The following is a 20,945-nucleotide window of genomic DNA, read 5'->3' on the forward strand; positions in this document are numbered from 1 at the left end:
CGGGATATTTCCCAGCAGGAATTAAATACTGCTACCCAGTACATGATTGATGAGCATGGATATGCTGCGTACTAAGCAGAAGAACTGCGACTAGGAAAATAAAAAGAACCGGAGTGGAAACTTCTGTGGTTTCCATCTCCGGATTTCGATGGTGTGATGTTCACGATGGCAGCTCAGCATGGCTTTTCAAAGAGCATATCCCGTACTGCGGATATGGATTCTTCCCTAGTGCTTCCAACGACGAGAAGCACTAGGGGAGTTTCCTTTTATTGAGCGCCGTTTTCCTTCGGCCGGCCAGGGGTTTCGTGGAAAGATTGAAGATGTTTCTTGAAAGCCCCGTGACGGACGAGGGGCTTTTATGAAACTTCCTGACCAGATGTATTAGGTCCGCGGCAACACCCCGGTTACACGCAGTTTCGCCTCGGGTTACACAACAGAAGTAAATTTTTGACGTGAGCAGGAGCGCTCCTGAGAACGGGAAGTCAGGAAATTCCGCTTCCGACTCTTCCTGCCTCTCGGCAAGCTCCACGCTCCACGGTGAACGTTCGACAAGTTCGTCAAAGGTGAGCACCTCCGGTGACTTATGGTTCGAGCGGAAACTTTCAACGCTACGGAACTTCGAGCCAATTCGGTTGCCTTCGGCGCGGCACAAATCGCACATGGGCCGATCATCAGAAACGAGCGTGGTTCAGCTGTTTTCGCAACTTTGCCGGAATCTGCGCCATCTCTGCTACTTTCACTGTCTCTTCAGCAGCGCACACAGCTGCACCGCTACCCGGAACTTGACTAGTTCAGCGATCGCTGTATAGTTCAGCGCATGCTGACTATTGCTTCACGTCTCGACGTGATGAACCGCCTGGGTCGTGCACTGGCCGACCCCACTCGATCCCGGATCATCTTGACCCTGCTCGACCATCCCGCCTACCCGGCGGAACTATCCCGAGATCTGGACCTGACACGCCCGAACGTGTCCAACCACCTGACATGCTTGCGCGATTGTGGGATTGTCGTCTCCGAGTCAGAGGGGCGTCGGACACGATACGAGATCGCCGATCCGCACCTGGCACAGGCACTGACAGCACTGGTCGATGCCACCCTGGCAGTAGACGAAGACGCCCCGTGCATCGATCCCGTCTGCACACTTCCCGGGTGCTACGCAGCTGGGGAGGACGCATGATCCTCACCTCGGTCTTGCAGGCGATAGGCCTGTTCGCAGCTACCAACATCGACGACATCATCGTGCTCTCCCTCTTCTTCGCGCGAGGGGCAGGCCAGCGCGGCACCACCGCCCGCATTCTGGCCGGCCAGTACCTCGGATTCGCGGGCATCCTCGTCGCCGCGATCCTTGTGACCACCGGCGCCGGAGCATTTCTGCCCCCGGCAGCCATTCCATACTTTGGTCTCATCCCTCTGGGCCTCGGCCTCTGGGCCGCATGGGAGGCCTGGCGCGGAGACGGTGACGACGATGACGAGGCCAAGGTTGCCGGCAAGAAGGTCGGCGTGGGGGCGGTCGCAGGCGTCACCTTTGCCAACGGTGGCGACAATATCGGCGTCTACACCCCTGTATTCCTCAGCGTGGAGCCTCTCGCAGTAGTCGCCTACTGTGTTATCTTCCTCGCGCTCGTTGCGGTCCTGGTGGCCCTGGCAAGGTTCGTCGCAACCCGCCCCCCGATCGCGGAAGTGCTCGAACGCTTTGAGCACATCCTCTTTCCCATCGTTCTCATCGGCCTCGGTATCGTGATCCTCGTCAGCGGCGGAGCCTTCGGGCTCTGACGTAGCGGCAGCGTTCCAAACGGCCCCGACCGGGCGTTATCGGTGGCTCCTATAACGCCTGGAAGGTCTTTTTGAAGCGGTGTCGGGGCGTGTGAATCTAATCACACAGAGTTTACAGAATCCCAGCAATTAAACTTTCGGCTACCCAATTTCACCCGCGGACGCAATGAGACTAGCACCGACGCTTTCCCCAACGCGCCACCGCTTGCGGCGTAGCCCGACCAAGGCCACCGGCTGGTTCTCAAACGAGGACGAAGCCCGTGGCCTAGAGCTCGTGGTCGAGAGCCGAAATTCGGCCTAAAACCGCGTTTAGCCAAAGAAAAATGACCCCTAGAATCCGCCCCTTCCAGCCGTTCTTTGAGGCTGGTGGCTAAGTCTAGAAGCTCGTCGGGATTATCTGCGGGCTGTTGTTGAGATAGATTCCGTTGTGCTGCGCGCACAAACTTAGCGAGTATGCCGGCGTCGCGGGCCAGTGGGGAAGTGGCAGGTAACTCCGCTTGTAGTACCTGTAGGTGCTGGGCGGCACTGTTGGCTGCGTCTAGTGCGTACTCGTAGTCTCCAGTATCCCCGTGCGCTCCAATAAACAAGGCGCACAGGTGCGTGTCCTAGGCTTTTGGTTAGTGAGCTGACACACAGAAAAACAAGAAATTAGTCGTCGGTTTTGCAGATGTGAAGCACTCCCCTAAGTCACAAACTCTGGTGTAGTTTTACTGCTTCTACAAAAAGGGTAAGTGCGCTTTTAGATTGTTTGAATTACTGGAGTTTGAACTCTACGAGGTCGACTTCGTCATCGGCAGCTAATCCGGGATAGTGAGTATCTAGCGCTTCCTGAAGCTCGGTGAGAGAACCAAAACCGTCATTTCGAGCTTGCTTTTCCGATAATTCACTTCGCTGGGTAGAGACAACGGACGTGACCTGTGCAGGAATGGTGACGACCTCTCCGGATTCTTTCTCGAAGACAATGTGGGCACTTCCTTCATGGAAAGGATCATCTACTCGGATGGTTTGTTGCTTTTCTCCGCTACGAATTGATTCCTCGTAGCCTTCCCACATGTAGATGCGCTGCTTTTGTTCTATATCTCGCCAGTTGAATGCGAATGGTAAGAGTTCTTCTACGGTGGGTGCTTCAAGTCCATTGCTTCCGCGCACGATGCACCGGATGGACGGATCAACATCAAAAAGCACCTGGCGGCATTTACCGCAGGGAGGAATAACTTGACCAGTAGGTCCGTATACGGCGACTACTGCTTGGATTGGGTCCTCTGGATAACTAGCAGCATGGTTAGCTAAAGCCGAGACTTCCCCGCAAGGACCACCGAGGAAGTGGTGCGCGTTCAAACCGAGTACGTGTTTGCCTGATTTGGTGAGGAGTGCTGCGGCTACAGTGTGGTCTTCTCCGTCTTGAAAACGCTGTGCATGGGTGGTTGCTTTGGCTAGTAAATTTCGAAGTTCGTTCGTAATCACTCTTTAAGGGTAATAAATGCTAACGCGCTTGATCTATGCGAAGACAGAGATCGGGAACACCCCCCCGGATCATTTTCAGACAGGGACGAAAATAAGCCATACCGAAGCCAGCGACTAGTTCCACTGCCACAAGGCAGAAGGAACGCAGATAAACATAGCCTGCCCCAGCATGGGGCTAGGAGTACGAATCCTGGGCTCCTTCAAGCGGAACTGCCAACAACGTAATGGGATTAGGCTGGGATCTGGCGCGGGTCAGGAGGCGCAGCAGGAGAGTTTGGAGACGTCGGTGGTGAAGGACTGTGCGGCGATTTTGATCCCTTCGGCCATGGTCAGGTATGGGCACCAGAGGTTCGCGACCTGGTCAACGGTCATGCCGGCCTCGAGGATGTAGACTCCGGCGGCGGCCAGGTCACCGGCCTCCTTGCCGACGGCGGTGATCCCCACAATCCGTCCGGTGTCGGCGTCGGCGACGATTTTGATGAAGCCGCGGGTGTCCCGGTTCACCAGTGCCCGGGGAACGTATTCCAGGGGCAGGACCCGGCATTCACACCGGATGCCCGCCTCGTTGGCTTCCTTGTCGGTCATGCCGACCGCGGCCAGTGACGGGCTGGTGAACGTCACGCGGGGCAGGTGCCGGTAGTCGACCTCGCGCCCGGCGTTGTTGAAGGCGTTCTCCACCATCAGGGTTCCGTGGGCGGACGCGACGTAGACGAATTCTCGGTGCCCGGTCACATCCCCTGCGGCCCAGATCCTGGGGTTGGAGCTGGCGAGTGTGCTCTCGACCAGGATCTGGCCGGTGTCGCCGGTCTTGACGCCGACGGCGTCCAGGTTCAGTCCGTCGGTGACGGCGCGTCGGCCGGTGGCTACCAGCAGCTTTGCGGCGCGGAATTCCTCCTGGCCCCCGGCGACTGTGGCGGTGACAAGGACCTCTGCGCCGGCGGGATCTGTGCGGACCGAAGTTACGGCTGCGCGGCGGACCACGCGGATGCCCTCGTCGGCGAAGACGCCCATCAGCGCACGGGAGGCTTCCGGTTCCTCGTGCGAGGCAAGCCTGGAGCGGACCAGCAAGGTCACTTTGGATCCGAGGCGGGCAAAAAGCTGCGCCTGCTCCAGGGCCACGTACCCGCCGCCGAAGACGATCAGGGACTCGGGCACCTCGTTCAGTTCCATGGCGGTGGTCGAGGTCAGGTAGTTGACTTCATCCAGTCCCGGCACCGGGGGTGCCCACGGGGTCGAACCGGTCGCGACCAGATAATGGGCGGCGGTCAGGGAGTCGCGGGTGCCGTCGGGTCCGGTGATTTCCAGGACCGGTTCCTCCGGGGTGCCGGCGAACACCGCGGTGCCCTGGCGCAGGTCCCATCCGTAGTCGGCGGCCAGATCCACGTATTTATCCGAGCGCATTCCCTCGACCAGGGAGCGTTTCCCGTCTATCAGTACACCCATGTCCACCGGGGCGGCGGAAGTGCTGATCCCGGGGAACCTTCCGGTCGCATCCACAGCGACATGCCGGGCTTCGGCGGCGGCCAGCAGGGCTTTGGAGGGAACGCACCCGGTGTTCACACAGGTCCCGCCCACCGTGGAGCGTTCGATCATCACGACCCGATTGCCCAGCTTGGTGGCCCGGATGGCGGCGGCGAAGGCGCCGCCTCCGGAACCGATCACGGCTAAATCAAAATCTGGTGCTGCCTCAGGCATTAGTCCTCCATGGAGTCTCGAATGAACACCCCGGGGGCGTTCCTTTTTGCATACTGTCCCCAGTCTGCACCTTCCCCTGCACGGGAAGGTCAAGAACGGGAGCGAAGAGATCGGTGTTGCTACGGAAGTGTTGTGTCAAGAAATTCCTTCAGGGCATCGGCCTTCATGGGCCGGGAATCGGCCCGGCCCAGGATGTCACCGTCAGGTGCGATGACGACGGTACTGTCCAGGGATGTGACCGCGTACTTTTGGGTGAGTTCCCCGGTCCGGTCGACAACGAAGGGGTATCCGGGTGTGCCGGCCATTTCGCGGAACTGGTCCACTTGGGTTTTTGTGGTCTCCGGCGTCACGTCCACGGCGACGAAGTCTGCCTTATCGGCATATTCCTGTTCCAGTTCCTTCATCGCTTCTGCCTGCGGAACGCAGGTATAGCACCAGCTCGCCATGAAATACAGCACTGTCGGGCGGGTGGAAGGGACGGTGAGGGCCTTGCCGTCCACAGATGTGATCTCGATCCTGTCCACGTTGTTTGCGCCCGCTGGCCCGGCGGCGGGAGCGGTTTCGCTCCCGCGGTTCAACGCAGTGAGGGCCAGGACCAGGATGAGGGCCGCGGCCGCTACGACGGCAGTAATGGTGAAGATCCGCCGGTGGTTTCTGGTCGTTGTCATGGGTTTCCTTTCTGGTTGGTGCGCCCTGGCGCCGTGTCGGGAAGAAGATGTTCCGGGCCGCAGCACGCTTCGGTGCTGTCGCTGCTCTCAGCCCCATCCGTGATTGCGCTGTTGTCCTGTGCCTTGCTTTTACTGCGGCGCCGCAGGGCCAGGGCCGCGGCGGCGAGGACGGCGGCCACCGCGGTGAGGGTGATGATGGGCCAGTTGCCCGAGATGAAACCGGACAGCGCCACGCTGGCTTCGGTGACCGTCCCGCCCATGATCTCCCCGGCCTGCCCGCCGGACAGGGCCGGAACCCAGTAGAGCAACAGGTAGATCCCTGCGAGGATAAGCGCGGCTCCGCCGAGACGATTAACAAACGGCAGGATCCTTCGGACGTGGCGTGCCAGGACGTCCCGCGCTACCGCTGCACCGAGGGACAGAAGGACCAGCACCACCGAGGAGCCCAAGGCGTAGGCGGCGAAGACCGCCAGCAGCCCGGCCAGGCTCCCGGTGGACACAGCCTGGGCGACAACAGCCAGCAGCAGGGCCAGGCTGCAAGAGAGCGCAGCCACCGCATAGGCCACCCCGTAGCCAAAGACCGCCCTGAGGCCCGAACTGGTCCCGTCCGTCTTCAGAATCCGGGGCAGGTTCAACCTCGCCCCGGGCAGCTGCCATCCGAACACCATGCCAAGGCCGGCAACCACAATAACCGCTCCGATCAGCGCCGCCGCCCAGGGAAGCGCCGACGCCACCGACCGCAGGCCTACAGCGGCGAGCAGGCCGGCCGTAACAAAGACAGTGGCGAAACCGGCGCTGAGGGCAACCCCGGCCTGAAGACCTGCAAGCAACGGCCGCTTCCGTCCCGCACCGGGGCCTGAACCAATGAAATACGCCAGATAGGTTGGCAGCATCGCAAACCCGCATGGATTCACCGTGGCAAGCATTCCGGTCAGAAAGGCCAGACCCAAAACACCCGTCATCCCTGTGACCCCGCATCCTCAGAAGCACCGGCCCGGGACTGCCCGGACCGCTCCTGCTCCGACGATGAATGAGGTGTTGGAGTAGAACCCGCGGACAGGCTGGCCCCCGGGCGGGAACGGGCGCAACAATCCGTCCCCGGGCTGCCCCGACGCTGCGCCCGCAGGAGCAGGGCCCCCGCGGCAAGGGCTGCGGCGGCAATGAACCAGAGGTTGCCGGCCATTGCGCCGGCCGCGGCGAAAACACCGGCTGCAGCCGTCAGAACGGGTACCCCGCAGCACACGAGCGCCACCATCACAACACTAAGGGAGGACAGCAGAGTGCCTGCCGCAAGCACCAGGCCAGAGCGCTCCCGGCCCTTCACTTTTATTGACATGATCATCCCTTCATATGTCCGGCTCGTGTCCGGAACCCCGACAGGGGACCCCAACACGAAACCGGACGGCCAGTAGTACGTCACACCCCATTATCAACCTTCCACTAAGGGGGAAGGTCAAGCTGGCGACGGGACCTGTTGGTTTGCGGGTGCCGATGCGGAACGTTCCAGTACGATGGAAGGGTCATATGCGATTTTTTGGAACGAGATGAGGACCCGAAATGCGAATCGGTGAAGTTGCTGATGCTGCCGGTATAACAACCAAGACGATCAGGTTCTATGAGGACCGGGGCCTGCTCCCACCGGCTGAGCGCTCGGCCAACGGCTATCGTGACTACACCCACGACACCCTCAGCCGCCTCGAATTCATTCGCCGCAGCCAAATCGCCGGGCTGACCCTGGCGCAGATCCAGGGCATTCTGCGGATCCGCGATAGCGGTTTGACGCCTTGCACCCACGTACGGGATGTCCTGGGGAAACAGTTGCAGGACCTGGACCGGAAAATCGCGGAGCTCACCGCGCTCCGGGTGACCGTGGCCGAACAATATGCAACCGCCGAGGTGGCCGACCCTCAGCGCTGCGATGCTGAACAAATCTGCAGTTACATCTGAGCCCGCCGCAGGCTAAGGGGCTTCACTGAGCCGGCTCCCGCCGCGGCCAGTGCCGTCCGCAGTTACGCAGCACCCGGCTCCACGGCACGGAAGACCTCCGTGCCCGCGGCGTCCAGGATTACAGCGGTGCTTACCTGGTTTATCCGGTAGGCGGTGATGAGCCGCGTATCGGTATCAGAGGCAAAGGCCAGGGATGACGCCCCATTTCCGGCCAGGAATTCCCTGATTTCATCGGCCGTCTCGTAGGACGCGATGTCCACCGCGACATAGTTCACGGCAGCAGGAGAGCTTCGCTGGACCTTGGCAAGCACCCGGGCTCCCGGCTCGAAGGTCAAGCCCCATGGTGATGCCGTGGCCCGGCGAGTGAGCGAGGTCAGGCCGGTTGGCGGCGGCTTTCGGTGGGAATGATCTGGGGTAGGAACCGGACGTAGAGGATCATGCTCTGATTCTTATTCTCTCCGAGACAGATAACACTTGCAAAAGTTGATTACACCTCAAAAGAACAGTTTTAGAATTACTGTCAGAGTCAGAAGGCGTTGGCACAGATGGCCCCGGTGACCAGGGTTGTGACGACGGCTTCGGAACACCATCCGGTCAGTACTCGTGTGCACTAGGCTGAAAATGTCAGAACTCCCGGGCGCAAGGAGACAGGGATGGATAGCAGTCACACGGACATTGCTGCGACATCACACCTGACTATGCCTGAAGCTGAGTGGGAACAGGCCTGAGCACAGGGACGGGTAATCGCTAGGTTGGCTGAGTACGAGAAAGTCGGAGTAAGCACTGCTGATGCGGTCGCCGAAGAGCTGGGATGTCCCGGCGATAGATATACCGGCTTCTGACACGCCACCGCGAGGGTTCAGGGGTAGTAACTGATCTGCTCGCGGATTTTCCCGCGCGGTGCGCAGCTTGTCCCCGCTGAGCAGTGGTGGCCGGCTTTCCATGTGGCCACGAACCCAGGCAGCCTCCAGACCGGCCTGTCTCCGCTCCCGGATCAGATCACATTCAAACTCCGCCGGGCGGGAAGATGTGGAACACTTTTCGGCCCCCGGAGGATGAGGTGTCGGTGTTTCCTGCAGCGATCGAAACTCCACTCCTCTCGTTGTGCTGACGACAGAATGCCCCTCGGGGTTGCCAGCCAGGCGGGGATTACTTGACGGTCATGCCGAATGAGTCCGCGATGGTCCGCGCGGTCTGCTTGGCGTAGGGGCCTACCCCGGTGAGCGTGGCGGATCCGGGGCCGGTCCAGTCGCCGTAACCGACCAGGTGCAGGCCCGGGTATTTTGGGGTCGTGCCGTCTAGGAGCCGGCGCACCGGCCCGAGGGACGGCCGAAACCCGGTACACCAGATCAGATGATCGGCCCGTACTTCGTTGAGGGAGTTAAACATCGGCGTCGCCGCCAACCATCCGGCGTCGCGGGCAGCGCGCACCTGAGGCAGCACGACAATGTCGCCGAGCTCCGAGTCGGCCCCCGGATCAGTCTCGCCGCGCTGGACGGCCAGTGCGCGTTGCCGGTTCCGGCGAAACAGCACCCGCCCGTCGACCTCATCGGGCATCCACCGTGGTGGATGGCGGGTATACCAGGTGACTTCGGCAACACCGGTGAGTTCGGCGGCGATCTGCGCGGCGGAGTTCGCCGCCCCCACCACAGCCACGGACGACCCCCGGAAGGGGCCCACCCCCCGGATAGTTCGCCGAATGCCACTGCGTGCCGGTAAACAATCCCGGGTAGGCCGGAACGAAGGGAGTAGACTAGGTACCGGTGGCGGCTACGACATGGGGAGCCGTCCACGACCGATCACCGGCGTGGAGGCGGTAGCCTCCAGCCACCCGCTCGACGCGGTCCACGTGCACGGGGCGCTCGACGGGGATCCGGTAGCGCTGCTCATAGTCGGCAAGGTAGTCGATGACATGGTCCGACGGTGGAAACCCCTCGTAGGCTGGCATAGGCTTGCCCGGCAGGCTGGAAAACTCCGCGGTGGAAAACAACGTCATTGATGGCCACACATGCCGCCACGCCCCACCCGCATCCTCCTGATCGTCGAGGACCAGGATGTCCACGCCTGCTCGCAGCAGGTAGTAGGCGGTGGCCAGCCCCGCCTGGCCACCGCCAATAATGATCGCCTCGAAGTCTTTGCTGGTCACGTGTATGGTCATCTCCTTCTCGTCGGTGGTGATTCAGTCCATCTGCAACACGGTGCGCAGCTCCGCGAACAGCTCCGGGCGCACCTGATGGGTCACCGTCCGACCGACCCGGACCTTGTCCAATAACCCGGCCTCGGTCAACCGCTTCAGGTGGTGCGACACGGTAGGCTGACTCAACCCCGACGTCTCTGTTAGCTCCCCGACGCTGACCGGGCCGCAGCCGTCGGCCGCCAACTGCGATAGCAAACGCAGGCGGGCGGGATCGGCCAACACCTTGAACAATGTGGCATAGCGTTCGGCCTCACCACTGGTCAAGGGGCCAGCACCCAGTGAGCAACAGTCGGACAAGTCCGCCAGCGGGAGAGTCTGCGAGAGTGTCATACCAACCATTCTATATTGACAATCATCAATATGAAAGCTACTTTTTGTATTGATGCTTGTCAATACTGTGAAAGGCTCGTATGAATATGAATGTTGATAACCGCCCACGCATGACCTTTTTAGATCGCTTCCTGCCGGTCTGGATCATTCTCGCGATGGCCGCTGGCCTACTCATCGGCCGGGTGGTCCCCGGTATTAGTGACGCCTTGGGCGCTTTAGAGGTCGGTGGGATTTCCCTGCCGATAGCGCTTGGCCTCCTGGTGATGATGTATCCGCCACTGGCGAAGGTTCGCTACGACAAGGCCGTCGAGATCGCCGCCGATAAACGCCTGATGACGGTGTCCATCGTCCTCAACTGGCTGGTCGGTCCGGCTTTCATGTTTGCCTTGGCTTGGATCTTCCTGCCAGATCAGCCGGAACTGCGCACCGGGTTGATCATCGTCGGCCTGGCTCGGTGTATTGCGATGGTGCTCGTCTGGAGTGATCTGTCATGTGGTGACCGGGAAGCCACGGCCGTGCTGGTGGCGATTAACTCGGTGTTCCAAGTCATCATGCTCGGCGTACTCGGCTGGTTTTACCTCCAGGTCCTGCCGGCCTGGCTGGGCCTGGAGACTACCTCGGCCGAATTTTCCTTCTGGTCGATCGTGGCTTCCGTGCTCGTATTCCTTGGCATCCCGCTGGCCACCGGAGTGGCCTCCCGGATCATCGGTGAAAAAACCAAGGGCCGTGCCTGGTACGAAAACACCTACCTGCCGAAGATCTCCCCGCTGGCACTGGTCGGCCTGCTCTATACCATCGTGCTGCTGTTTTCCCTGCAGGGCGAGCAGATTACCTCCCAGCCGTGGACCGTGGCCCGCGTGGCTGTGCCGCTGCTGGCCTACTTCGTCGGCATGTTCGCCGTCGGACTGATTGCTGCGAAGGCGTCGGGAATGAATTACGCCCAGTCGGCGTCGGTGTCGTTTACGGCCACGGGCAATAACTTTGAGCTGGCCATCGCCGTGGCCATCGGCACCTTCGGGGCGACCTCCGCACAGGCGCTGGCCGGTACGATCGGCCCGTTGATCGAGATCCCGGTGCTTGTCGGCCTGGTCTACACCATGCGGTGGCTGGGACCGAAACTCTTCCCCCAGGATCCGACCCTACCCGTATCCTCGACACCGTCCTCGCAAACTGCTGTATCCGAGAAGGAGACCTTCACCTCATGAGCACCCGCCCAACAGTTCTGTTCGTCTGCGTCGGCAACGGCGGCAAGTCCCAAATGGCCGCAGCCCTAGCCGCTAAGCACGCTGGTGACCGGATCGAGATCCACTCCGCCGGCACGAGACCCGGCACGAAGCTCAACCCCCAGTCCGTCGAGGTCATCGCCGAGGCCGGTGCCGACATGTCCGCAGGCCACCCTAAGGGTGTAGATCCACAGCTGTTGCGCGAGGTTGACCGCGTGATCATCCTGGGAGGTGATGCCCAGCTGGAGCTTCCCGACGACGCCCACGGAACGTGCGAACGGTGGGTGACCGACGAGCCGTCTAGGAGGGGGATAGAGGGGATCGAGCGCATGCGTCTGGTCCGTGACGACATCGACACGCGTGTACGCCGGCTCGTTGCCGAGCTGCTCGAGAACTGACCACCCCACCTCACACCATCAACGACCCCGCGCGAACTCGCGCGGGGTCGTTGATGCCTGAACTGATCATCAGCGTCGTCGGCCTGAAACCGGACATGCTGGTAGATACCAGGAGCGTGGCAGGTTAGGACTGAGCCTGCGGATGCTCCTCCTCCTAGCCACTGGTGGTGTCGGTGTCATCGTCGGCGACGATCTCGACACTGCAGCAATCGGAGTTCGTATTCTTCTTGTGAAACAGCTCTTTGAAGCCCATGAGGGTCTCCTTTCGTTAGAGGTACGTGGTTTAGAGGATGATCGTCATCGCGTAGCCGGCCAGCATGGCCGCCAGCAGAATCGTGATCACGAAGGTAGCCAACAGTTTCGGCTTGAACACTGCCGCCAACATCGAGATTTCCGGTGGCGAGGCCCCGGACCCGCCGATCATCATCGCGAAGATCGGGCCGATGGCCACCCCGGCACCCGATAAAGCCAAGGCGACCGGCAGCATCGTCTCCAGTCGGACATACAGCGGGATACCGATAGCCGCAGCCAGTGGAATCAGCCACCAGACGTTTCCACCGGCCATAAATCTCAGGCCGTCTTCGGGCACGACCCCGTAGATGAATGCACCGATGGCCACGCCGATGATCATCGGAAGGAGCATGGGGCGAAGATCGTCCCATGCCTGACGGATTGAACTTGCCTCCGAAAGTTGGACTGGTTTAACTCTAGGCGGTTAGGGTTTCAAGGGTCTGACTCCGATATTGCATCGGGGCCAGGCCCTTGAGTCGTTGTTGGAGTTGTTGCGTGTTGTACCACTGGATGTACTCGTCGACTGCAGCGGTGAACAAAGCTATTCAAGTCTCAGAAAAACGGCCACTTCGTCTATCCAACAGTTTAAAACTGGCTGAAGAGACGAGGTGACCTATACGACTTAGCTTCGGCAAATCGATATTTGCATAGTTCTTAGTCGGGTATGACGGGTAGTTGAACCACTTGTACCCCTGCCTGGTCAACGACCGAATTAATTACCCCCTGTTGCGCATTGGCTCGTCGTAACAGGAACGGTGAGGAGGTCTCGGTTGCTGGGAGCGACTGGTTGATTACCCATGCCCACGACTCAATACCTGCTCGCAACAGGTCAGCTGCGAGGGATTGCGCCTCGAGCATTGGCGTGGTTTCTGGCAGTGTCACGAGGATTGGCCGGGTCACTTCCGCATTTTGCAAGTGTTGGAGCGTGGTCGCAGAATCGTCACGTCCAGATTGACGCATGAGTTCGCGGTGGTAGGACCCAGTGGCGTCCAGTAACAGCAGGGTGTGCCCGGTGGGGGCGGTGTCGAGGACAACCCATTGGTTTTCAGCCGTTGATACGACCTCAGAAAATGCGTTGAAAACGGCCACTTCTTCTGTGCACGGGGAGCGCAGGTCTTCCTCCAACTGTGCGTACCCGTCGGCATCGAGAGAAGCGCCTTTGCTGGCGAGCACTTCTTCTCGGTAGCTAGCCGTCACCGCGTCAGGATCGATAGATGACACCGTCAAACCTTTGACGCTGTCTTCGAGGGAACCATCGAGGTGATTCGCAGGGTCCGTGGTGGACAGATGTACCGGCTTGCCGCGCTTAGCGAGCTCCAATGCCAGCATTTGCGCCACGGTGGTTTTGCCAACCCCACCTTTGCCCATGCACAAGACGAGTTTCGGTTTCCCCTCTGCTAGCTCATCCACCAGATTGGATAAATCAACGTGCGAATTTGAAACGGACTGCGTCAAGCCCGGCTCTAGGGCGCGACCCGCGTTCGAACTTTCATTATCGTCAGGCTCGCCCAGGTGTAATAGGCCGTCTACCCCCATCACCGGGTTAGCCTTCAACTCGAGCCGTACCGTTGGAATACTATTGATCGCGCTCAGCTCAGGATTTGTGGCAAGGCCATCAAGTAATGCCTGCTCCCTGGCATAAATTGACTCTGACAGCTGATCAGTAGCGGCGCCTACTGGCAGGATGCCGTTGATCACCAACAGTGCCGGTTCGATTCCCATCTCAAGTAGTTCACCGGTGGAACGGTTAGCTTCCTGCAGAGTCGAGATTTGAGCTCTGGCCACCAGAACCAGTGAAGTTTGTGCCGGGTCAGACAGAGCGGCGACCGCCTCGTGATAGGTTTGCCGATTCTTCTCCAGCCCCGACATCGGCCCCAGACACGAGGCATCGCCCGCGCCTTTATCAGAGCGTGTCAAGTTGTTTGTGTGTGGGGCTTGGTTTCAACGTGCCTAGTTCGTCAATTAGCTTCGCGATTTCAGGGTTAGCAAGAAGCTTCTTCTCAATCGCGTCAATCTTGGCCTTATCAGCCGGGTCTCGTCGTGCCACAGTAGTCATTCTGGCTTATCTCCTTATGCGGGATGGAATCCCACACACAAACCATCAGACACTCTCAGCGGATGCCTAACTCAGAAATTAGGCAAATATCATGATGATTATCGAGCCAATAATCGCGCAAATAATGGCGTACCCGCTGGATAGCCATGAGAGTTTTGACTTCTTTTCGGGCGTCTTATCTTTCTGCCCGGCCACGATGAGGGGATCGTCAAAGCCTCCGAAACTATCGAATCCGATTTCAAGAATGGTTCCAATTAGTATGGCAGCGATTCCAATGCACAGCACAATCGAGCTGTGAATCGGTACGGCGGGGGTTGACCACCACATTGGAATAGAAAACAGTACACAGCACAGCAGGGCAAGTAATCCGAAGGTAGCGGCGCCGAGTACTGGCTTTTGGACTATCAGTCGCAGTACGAATGCTAAAGGCTTTTCAGCACACAGCAGTAGTACTCCTACAATCCCAAAGACTGCTATTGTCGCCCAATCGAGGGGATGCGACGTTCCTGAGGCAAGGCCGTAGACTCCTTGCAGGCACAAAACCACGCCTACGATTTGTAAAAAAGCAGGCCCTAAAAGTATTAAAATGCTTGGGCTTTTAACTTTTTTCACGTCGGCTGCGATCTGTTCTACGTAGTCTCGTGCAGGGCCGAAGGCTTCAAGTGCGCTTTCATTGGCCGAACGGCAGTGATCGTTTACTTCGCCTAACGTATCTCCGATGACGTCTCCTGGAATTTCTTCGAGACGTGCGGTGAGGATAAATTCTTCCGCCCAACGTGGATCGATGTCAGGCGCTAAGCTTTTTTCGGTTGCGTATTGTGTCATGCCGGCTTCTCCTTGTTGTGTGCAAAATGAGCTGTGACGATCTGTGAAAACTCGCGCCACTGCTGTGTTTGTTCGTCTAGTTGCGCTCTTCCCTGTTCGGTTAGTTCGTAATATTTCCGACCTGGTCCTGATTCCCCTGCGCGCCATTGTGGTGAAACCAATTCATCTCGCTCTAATCGCGCAAGTAGCGGATAAAGAGTGCCACCTTTAATGTCGCCAAACCCTGACTCCTTGAGTGACGCAGCTATCTCGTAGCCATAAGTCGCCTCTTTAGCTAAGACATGCATGACTGCGAGAGGTAGTACGGCTCGTAACCAGTGGCTTGGGAAAGATCTATGCATGGACACAACCTAGATTGTAAACCTACCTAGGTTGTGTCGCAACATAGAAAGTACGTGTGTTTCTTGCCGACAAGGCCTTGTCGAGTGTTTTTGTTCCGTCGGGCTATCGTGTTAACGACGGTTAAAAGTAGCCCACTGGTCACGGTGTCTCGTCTCAACGGCATCTAGGCCTGATGTTTTGCAGTTAAACTAGGATTTTTTAATGGGGGGCAAGGGGGTAATAATCCTTGGGAGATTTTGTTAGTGTGGCCGGGAAGAAATCTTCAGAAAGGTATGTTGACCTGCATTTGTGACCTGCACACGCTTGTGAAGTCTCAAGACTTTTCGTTTTACCTTTTAGAAAGTGCTTCCAAGGCCCCGCAGATGATTGCTGGAAGGGATAACGAATGCTGTACATGGTTCCGGGTGCGTTGGCCGGAGGGCTAGTTTATGCAATTCTCCTAGGGCTCAGCTGGGTCATCAGCGTCATTTCTGGGCGGAGATATCGGCTCGGTGCGCATGGCCGATTCATTGTTTATTGTCTCATTGCTGTGGGTTTCATGATCTTTTTGGTTGTGGCCGGAGGCGGAGGCAACTGGGCCACCCATATGCAGGCGAGTGGTTACATTTTGGCTGGCTGCATCTTGAGTGCCATAGACAGCAAGATTGTTCCAGGGGATGAGGAGGCCGAGTCATGAAAGACCCTTTCCGGTTGCGTGGGCCAATCTAGAGGCCGCCTAAGAGATCCCACTGCGCTGCTTGGGCGCAGAATTCCTCTTTGCTTAACGAACCTGCGCCGGTAGGAATACAGCCGAGCAGTGGCACGCCGGTGACCTTGGGAAGCTCCGTGATATTGAGGCGAGTGGCGAGGTCCGGCTCTTGTGGCAGCATGCCGCCAACCAGCCCTTTGACGTGAATGCCGCGGGCGCGGGCAGCTTCCACGGTGAGCTCAGCGGCGTTGAGGCTGCCCAACATCAAGCTGGTGACTATGAAAAGCTCGGCGCCGAGGTCACGGGCGACGTCGGCAAGCGTGAAGCTATCCGCGAGCCGAACCAGCAGGCCGCCCGCGCCCTCCACGAGTACGACGTCTGCATTGATGCTGCGAATCCACGCCAGCACCTCCTCTTTTTCGGCTTGCGGTAATCCCGCGCGCCGGGCAGAAAGGTTCGGCGCTAGAGGCTCCGGATAGTGCTTGAATTGCCGGGATTCCACGCCGGTAAGGCGTGTGACCGTGGCGCAATCGCTCGTATCTCCTGTTTGCAGTGGTTTCGCCACCACCACATGCTTGCCCGCCGCTTGGTACTGCGCGGCCAGGGCCGCCGTGGCAATGGTCTTTCCCACATCCGTATTGGTTCCGGTGATGCAATAGATCATGCGACCTCCCCGGCGGCAACGACGGCGCGGCAAATGCGCGCTACTTCCTCATCGGTACAGATATATGGCGGCATTGTGTAGATGAGCCTGCCGAATGGGCGCAGCCATACGCCTTCTTCAAGGGCCGCCGCGGTGGTCGCTTTCATGTCCACGTCATGGTCCATTTCCAATACACCGATGGCGCCGCGCACGCGGGTGATGCCGGGGGCGTCGCTAAGCCCTGCGCGTAAACCTTGCTCAATGCGTGCGACGTCCGCGCGCCAGGTGCCTTCTGCAATCATGGCGGTGGACTCGGCTGCCACCGCGCAGGACAAGGGATTGGCCATGAACGTCGGCCCATGCATCAATGCGCGTGGCTGCATCGTCTCCGCCACCTTTTGCGTGGCCAGGGTTGCTGCCAACGAGACAAACCCACCCGTTAGCGCCTTGCCTACGCACATGATGTCGGGCGTGATTCCTGCCGCCTGCGTCATGAAGAGCTCACCTGCGCGGCCAAACCCGGTGGCGATTTCATCCGCGATGAGCAAGATTCCGTGCTTATCGCATAGCTCCCGCACGCCTGCGACCAGCTCTAGGTCGTGGAAGCGCATTCCGCCCGCGCCCTGCACGCCGGGTTCGATGATGACCGCGGCGACTTCTTCGGTGATAAAGGACTCGAACTTATCCAAGTATTCCGCCCGTTGCTTAGCCGAGGTGCCTTCCGTGGGCGGAGCTGGGGCAAAGATCTGCTCGGCAAGGATGCCCTTCCACATAGAGTGCATGCCGCCTTCCGGATCGCACACGCTCATCGCGGTGAAGGTATCGCCGTGATAGCCCGAGCGCCAGGTCAAAAGCTTGGTGCGGCCGGGCGGCGAGCACTGCAGCGCCATTTTTACAGCCACTTCTACCGCGACGGATCCGGAATCGGAGTAGAAGACTTGCGCGTACTGGTGGTTGGTCAGATCCATGAGGTTTGCGGTAAGCCGCGCCGCCGGTTCGTGAGTGAGCCCGCCGAACATGACGTGGCTGAACCTATCGATCTGATCCTTCGCCGCCGCCACCAGTCGCGGGTGCGAATGGCCGTGGCATGCCGCCCACCAGGAGCTCATGCCGTCGATGACGCGTTGGCCATTTGCGAGTTCTAAATAGGCACCATCGGTGCGCAGTACCTGCAAGGCTGGCGCGCCGGGCGCGGCATAGGGGTGCCAGATGTGGGTGGAGTCGATCGCAGCGACTTGAACACTGTTCAAAAAAGGCATGGAATTATCTCTACCACAGCGATATCTCATTTCATGACTGCAATTGAACAACGTTCAAGACCGGGTGTAGCTCCCGCGCTGTTCTTTCTTTCCTTAGCTATCGGAACTTCTCTAGCAAGCAGTGAAGTATCTTGAAATCATGAGGAAATTCGTTGCCGTTTCGAGTGCTGTAGCTGTAGTTGCGTTGAGCGTTGCCGGTTGTTCATCGGAATCCGAAAGCGATTCTCCGAAGCCAGTCTTCCGTGCGACCGCCGAGCAACAAACCGAGTCCACAGAACAGACCCAGCAGCAAGCAGATCCGCAGCCGGTAGTAACCGAAACGGTAACTGCGGAAAATAAAGAAAATGAAGAGGAAGAGTGCGCGGATGGCGGCTCTGATTTGCAGAAGCGATTCGCCAACGGCGCAAAGGGCGTCCTCAACACGGATAAAGATAATTTTAAGTTCCACTACACGGTCAGTGACGGCGCCTATGATCCGTGCGCGGAGCTTAGCTACGTCGTACTGGGTGGAGCCTTCGGTGATGAAAACGGTCCTGCCGGAACGGGTGCATCAATCGCAGGCGGAATCCTCATTTGGTCCGAGGGCGAATTGGTCGGCGGCCACGGTATTACCGCTTCTTCCGTGGAAGAGGCTTCCGTGGTGGGAGACGATGAAATTGAGCTCACCGTAGGCAATCGCGGCCGTTCTACCGCAGAGGGAATTACCGAAACCGCACGCGTGCGCCTAGAGGTTGAAGATGGTCAATTAGTCCCAGTTGGCGGAGACATTGAGCAGTACAAGTCCTTTACGGACGGACGTGCGCAGCTGTATCCCTAAAGTTTGTGGCCAACCCGCATTTGAAACCGGAAAGACCCATAAACATCACACCGGCTTGCATTATTAACGCCTGCCACCAGAAGCCGGTGAGCGCGTATTCTCCTGTCATCCCGTGGTTCATGAGCAAGACGATGAAGAGCGTGAGCGCGGACAGTAATCCCGTCGTGGTTGCTGTCAGCGCGAAAGCTTCACCGATTTGTACCCGGAAAATGCTGTTCCTGGCAGCGCCCGCCAAAGTTAGCGCCCCTGCGTCGTGAGCGATCCGCTTGCGCATTAACAGCGAAGTAGTAAACGCCGCCATCACGCTCGGCGCGATCGTCGGCCCGAGTACCACTACGAACACCTGCCACGGCGACATCGTAAACTCCTCCTCCATGCTCAACATGGCGCGGAGACCTGAGCCCACGGCGATGATGAGGCCGCCGAACAAGATCCACGGCATGATATGTGGTGCGGTGAAGTTGCTGCGTACGCGCACGTTCGCGCCAGCGATGCCGAGAGGTCGGGTCCACTGCATAAGCAGTGGCAACATCCATGGAACCAGGAATGCGAACAAGGGGATAAGGCCCAAACACGCGGACATTGCATCTATCGGATCTTCGATCAAGGTGCAGGCAAACAAGATCCCGGCACCAAGGATTAAAGCGAGCGCACACTTGGCAGCTGTCCACCGTGGCATCCCCGAACGGTAGATACGCCGCAATGACAAGAATCCACCCAGTACTGCGGCAAGTACGCACACCGCACTAGCAAGCACAACACCGCCCATCGTCACGGAGATACCGTCCACTCGAATGTTGTCGCGGTGGAAAGCATCGAGTGCGAAGTCCGTGAGAAATGTAGCGCAAAAGGCGCCAGGAACCGCACCGCACGTAGAGACCGCCGCAATCTGACCCAGCACGAGTACAAAGATGAGCCAATTGGGCATGCCCACCATGCGCCAGCTGCGGTAGATGTGGATGTGCTCGTCGATGATGAGCTTCATCTGCGAGAAAATGACGAGAATATTGGAGCAGATAGCCAGCCCGAGGATGGTTCCGCCCAGAGAAGTTGTGTCATCACCGGTTGCGTTAATGAGCGCTACGGCGAGCGAGAATCCCATTCCGGAGATAAAACACGTCAGCGCCACCGCCAGCCAGGAAGGCCAATTGCTGTGTAGATCCTTAAGCCATACGGACATGGTGTTCCTCCAGCTTGTAGATGCGATCGGCCTTCGCGGCGGCCGCGTGCGAGTGGGTGACCATTACCACCGTGCTGGGTACGCGGACGAGATGATCCATGACCACGTCCGCCGTGTCGTCGTCCAACGCACCGGTGGGCTCGTCGGCGAAGATGAAGGGGGCGTCGGCAAGCAATGCTCGCGCTACCGCGACGCGTTGCTGCTGTCCGCCCGAAAGCTGTGCCGGTAAGCGCTTTTCCAGCCCGCCGATGCCCAAGCTCTCAAAGGTCTGGTGCAGCTTCGCCGGGCTGCATTTACGGCCGGAGAACTTCGCCGTAAGTTCCGCGTTCTGCTGGGCGTTAAGCGATTCCAGGAGGTTATAGTCTTGGAACACGAAAGCGCGGTGCTTGCGCCCCGGTGCATTGACCTTGCCGGTTGTAGGTTTGTCGAGGCCAGAAAGCAGGCCGAGGAGCGTTGACTTGCCGCTGCCGGAAGGGCCCATGATGGCCACGAACTCGCCCGGTTCAATGCGCAGCGAGAGATGGTCTAGCACCAGATTCTTGCCGTATTTCTTCGTGAGATTTTTTGCGATGAGTGTCATGCTTTCGATTTCACGTTGAAAGGCGCAGTATTCCGATGGGGGAGACTCCCAGAAATTTAGGGGAGCTAGCTCCACTGCGTGTGTCCGAAGTGCGGATTAGGGTTGTACTCTATGGCAACTTTCAAATCCGTGGCGTGGAATCTAGTGCTAGCGCTGCTGTGTATTCCCGCTGTTGTGGTTTCCGTTGTCATGCTGCCATGGATTCCGCTCGTTGCGTCCCTCATGGCCGTCATTACCCGCGGCGGCGCACGGTGGTTGGGCGTGAAGATTCGCTACCGCACCCCACATCGCTGGTTTGATTGGCAGCAGTTCTATCACCTTCTGATTCAGCTTTTGCTCTCGATTTTGAGCATGGCGTTGTGGCTGTTCGTGGGGGTTATGACGGTGGTATTCTTCATCGCTCCTTTCTTCACGGATAGGTTCAACATCGGTAGCCTCGTCATTGAAAATCGAGCCCTGGCTATCGTGGTGAGCTGGACGTTTGGCTGCCTGTGCTTGCTGGTCCTTATCTTTGGCGCGAAGTTTTTGACCTTTCTTTCCGTGAGCACCACTCGCCTGGCGTTGGAGAG

General features: G+C 58.8%; 22 protein-coding genes and 3 pseudogenes. 7 read left to right on the forward strand and 18 right to left on the reverse strand.

What is annotated here, in order from left to right:
• The first annotated feature begins 817 nt into the window (after window positions 1-817).
• Both cmtR and QKB66_RS09245 read left to right on the forward strand, forming a co-directional pair.
• Entirely contained in the window at window positions 818-1,177 is a 360-nt protein-coding gene (gene cmtR, locus QKB66_RS09240; RefSeq protein ID WP_414253173.1) for a Cd(II)/Pb(II)-sensing metalloregulatory transcriptional regulator CmtR, read from the forward strand.
• The gene (locus QKB66_RS09245; protein ID WP_061925647.1) at window positions 1,174-1,773 is read left to right on the forward strand and encodes a cadmium resistance transporter; all 600 of its coding nucleotides are present in this window, start codon (window positions 1,174-1,176) and stop codon (window positions 1,771-1,773) included. The genes cmtR and QKB66_RS09245 overlap by 4 nt, the downstream gene beginning before the upstream one ends.
• Window positions 1,774-2,526: 753 nt before the next feature.
• On the opposite strand, the gene QKB66_RS09250 is transcribed toward QKB66_RS09245, so the two are convergent.
• The 5 genes from QKB66_RS09250 to QKB66_RS09270 all read right to left on the reverse strand — a co-directional run bounded on the left by QKB66_RS09250 (window position 2,527) and on the right by QKB66_RS09270 (window position 6,936).
• The gene (locus QKB66_RS09250) at window positions 2,527-3,237 is read right to left on the reverse strand and encodes an ASCH domain-containing protein (protein ID WP_414253174.1); all 711 of its coding nucleotides are present in this window, start codon (window positions 3,235-3,237) and stop codon (window positions 2,527-2,529) included.
• 252 nt (window positions 3,238-3,489) lie between these two features.
• Window positions 3,490-4,932, reverse strand: a complete 1,443-nt coding sequence (gene merA / locus QKB66_RS09255) for a mercury(II) reductase (protein WP_005532160.1) — start codon at window positions 4,930-4,932, stop codon at window positions 3,490-3,492.
• 119 nt (window positions 4,933-5,051) lie between these two features.
• Complete coding sequence (locus QKB66_RS09260) at window positions 5,052-5,600, reverse strand: TlpA family protein disulfide reductase (protein ID WP_014316113.1); 549 nt, start codon at window positions 5,598-5,600, stop codon at window positions 5,052-5,054.
• Window positions 5,597-6,562: a cytochrome c biogenesis CcdA family protein gene (locus QKB66_RS09265; RefSeq protein WP_005532162.1), complete on the reverse strand. Its 966-nt coding sequence runs from the start codon at window positions 6,560-6,562 to the stop codon at window positions 5,597-5,599. Before QKB66_RS09265 ends, QKB66_RS09260 begins: the two co-directional genes overlap by 4 nt.
• Window positions 6,559-6,936, reverse strand: coding sequence for a hypothetical protein (locus QKB66_RS09270; protein WP_070818472.1), 378 nt, complete (start codon window positions 6,934-6,936; stop codon window positions 6,559-6,561). Before QKB66_RS09270 ends, QKB66_RS09265 begins: the two co-directional genes overlap by 4 nt.
• A 227-nt stretch (window positions 6,937-7,163) precedes the next feature.
• Between QKB66_RS09270 and QKB66_RS09275 the strand changes: the two genes are divergently transcribed.
• The gene (locus QKB66_RS09275) at window positions 7,164-7,547 is read left to right on the forward strand and encodes a heavy metal-responsive transcriptional regulator (protein ID WP_369815758.1); all 384 of its coding nucleotides are present in this window, start codon (window positions 7,164-7,166) and stop codon (window positions 7,545-7,547) included.
• Window positions 7,548-7,609: 62 nt separating this feature from the next.
• Here QKB66_RS09275 and QKB66_RS09280 read toward each other — a convergent pair whose 3' ends face one another.
• The 3 genes and pseudogenes from QKB66_RS09280 to QKB66_RS09290 form a co-directional block, all read right to left on the reverse strand.
• A complete protein-coding gene (locus QKB66_RS09280) occupies window positions 7,610-7,858 on the reverse strand; it encodes an alkyl hydroperoxide reductase (protein ID WP_240504687.1) in 249 nt (82 codons plus the stop codon).
• 838 nt (window positions 7,859-8,696) lie between these two features.
• Window positions 8,697-9,705 (reverse strand): annotated as a pseudogene (locus tag QKB66_RS09285) (ArsO family NAD(P)H-dependent flavin-containing monooxygenase).
• A 21-nt stretch (window positions 9,706-9,726) separates the two neighbouring features.
• Window positions 9,727-10,074 carry an ArsR/SmtB family transcription factor gene (locus tag QKB66_RS09290; protein WP_301715159.1) on the reverse strand — a complete coding sequence of 116 codons (348 nt, stop codon included), beginning with the start codon at window positions 10,072-10,074 and terminating at the stop codon, window positions 9,727-9,729.
• Between the two features lie 86 nt (window positions 10,075-10,160).
• On the opposite strand from QKB66_RS09290, the gene arsB reads away from it, so the two are divergent.
• Together arsB and QKB66_RS09300 are read left to right on the forward strand one after the other, a co-directional pair.
• Window positions 10,161-11,279, forward strand: a complete 1,119-nt coding sequence (gene arsB, locus QKB66_RS09295) for an ACR3 family arsenite efflux transporter (RefSeq protein ID WP_301715158.1) — start codon at window positions 10,161-10,163, stop codon at window positions 11,277-11,279.
• Entirely contained in the window at window positions 11,276-11,695 is a 420-nt protein-coding gene (locus QKB66_RS09300) for a low molecular weight phosphatase family protein (protein ID WP_061925658.1), read from the forward strand. The genes arsB and QKB66_RS09300 overlap by 4 nt, the downstream gene beginning before the upstream one ends.
• 283 nt (window positions 11,696-11,978) lie before the next feature.
• Here the strand turns inward: QKB66_RS09300 and QKB66_RS09305 are convergent, their stop codons facing one another.
• From QKB66_RS09305 to QKB66_RS09340, 8 genes and pseudogenes are all read right to left on the reverse strand, one after another.
• Window positions 11,979-12,368 carry a permease gene (locus QKB66_RS09305; protein ID WP_286205855.1) on the reverse strand — a complete coding sequence of 130 codons (390 nt, stop codon included), beginning with the start codon at window positions 12,366-12,368 and terminating at the stop codon, window positions 11,979-11,981.
• A gap of 34 nt (window positions 12,369-12,402) precedes the next feature.
• Window positions 12,403-12,522: pseudogene (locus QKB66_RS09310) on the reverse strand (IS3 family transposase); the annotation flags it as partial.
• Window positions 12,523-12,640: 118 nt separating this feature from the next.
• On the reverse strand, window positions 12,641-13,903 hold the full coding sequence (locus QKB66_RS09315; RefSeq protein WP_414253175.1) for an ArsA-related P-loop ATPase: 1,263 nt from the start codon (window positions 13,901-13,903) through the stop codon (window positions 12,641-12,643).
• Window positions 13,890-14,042, reverse strand: a complete 153-nt coding sequence (locus QKB66_RS09320) for a hypothetical protein (protein ID WP_158510286.1) — start codon at window positions 14,040-14,042, stop codon at window positions 13,890-13,892. Before QKB66_RS09320 ends, QKB66_RS09315 begins: the two co-directional genes overlap by 14 nt.
• Before the next feature lie 78 nt (window positions 14,043-14,120).
• On the reverse strand, window positions 14,121-14,867 hold the full coding sequence (locus QKB66_RS09325; RefSeq protein ID WP_061925661.1) for a hypothetical protein: 747 nt from the start codon (window positions 14,865-14,867) through the stop codon (window positions 14,121-14,123).
• The gene (locus QKB66_RS09330; protein WP_083291042.1) at window positions 14,864-15,154 is read right to left on the reverse strand and encodes a PadR family transcriptional regulator; all 291 of its coding nucleotides are present in this window, start codon (window positions 15,152-15,154) and stop codon (window positions 14,864-14,866) included. Before QKB66_RS09330 ends, QKB66_RS09325 begins: the two co-directional genes overlap by 4 nt.
• Window positions 15,155-15,913: 759 nt before the next feature.
• A complete protein-coding gene (gene bioD / locus QKB66_RS09335) occupies window positions 15,914-16,561 on the reverse strand; it encodes a dethiobiotin synthase (RefSeq protein WP_061925667.1) in 648 nt (215 codons plus the stop codon).
• On the reverse strand, window positions 16,558-17,799 hold the full coding sequence (locus QKB66_RS09340; protein WP_414253176.1) for an adenosylmethionine--8-amino-7-oxononanoate transaminase: 1,242 nt from the start codon (window positions 17,797-17,799) through the stop codon (window positions 16,558-16,560). The genes bioD and QKB66_RS09340 overlap by 4 nt, the downstream gene beginning before the upstream one ends.
• Before the next feature lie 139 nt (window positions 17,800-17,938).
• Between QKB66_RS09340 and QKB66_RS09345 the strand changes: the two genes are divergently transcribed.
• The gene (locus QKB66_RS09345; RefSeq protein ID WP_414253177.1) at window positions 17,939-18,616 is read left to right on the forward strand and encodes a hypothetical protein; all 678 of its coding nucleotides are present in this window, start codon (window positions 17,939-17,941) and stop codon (window positions 18,614-18,616) included.
• Here QKB66_RS09345 and QKB66_RS09350 read toward each other — a convergent pair.
• Both QKB66_RS09350 and QKB66_RS09355 read right to left on the reverse strand, forming a co-directional pair.
• Window positions 18,585-19,796 (reverse strand): FtsX-like permease family protein, encoded by a 1,212-nt coding sequence (locus QKB66_RS09350; RefSeq protein WP_239299325.1) that lies wholly within the window; start codon window positions 19,794-19,796, stop codon window positions 18,585-18,587. The genes QKB66_RS09345 and QKB66_RS09350 overlap by 32 nt on opposite strands.
• Window positions 19,780-20,376, reverse strand: a complete 597-nt coding sequence (locus tag QKB66_RS09355) for an ATP-binding cassette domain-containing protein (protein ID WP_005530582.1) — start codon at window positions 20,374-20,376, stop codon at window positions 19,780-19,782. Before QKB66_RS09355 ends, QKB66_RS09350 begins: the two co-directional genes overlap by 17 nt.
• Before the next feature lie 111 nt (window positions 20,377-20,487).
• On the opposite strand from QKB66_RS09355, the pseudogene QKB66_RS09360 reads away from it, so the two are divergent.
• Window positions 20,488-20,945 (forward strand): annotated as a pseudogene (locus tag QKB66_RS09360) (two-component sensor histidine kinase); the annotation flags it as partial.

It is taken from the genome of Corynebacterium sp. c25Ua_89 (assembly GCF_047459735.1).
GTDB lineage: Bacteria > Actinomycetota > Actinomycetes > Mycobacteriales > Mycobacteriaceae > Corynebacterium > Corynebacterium simulans.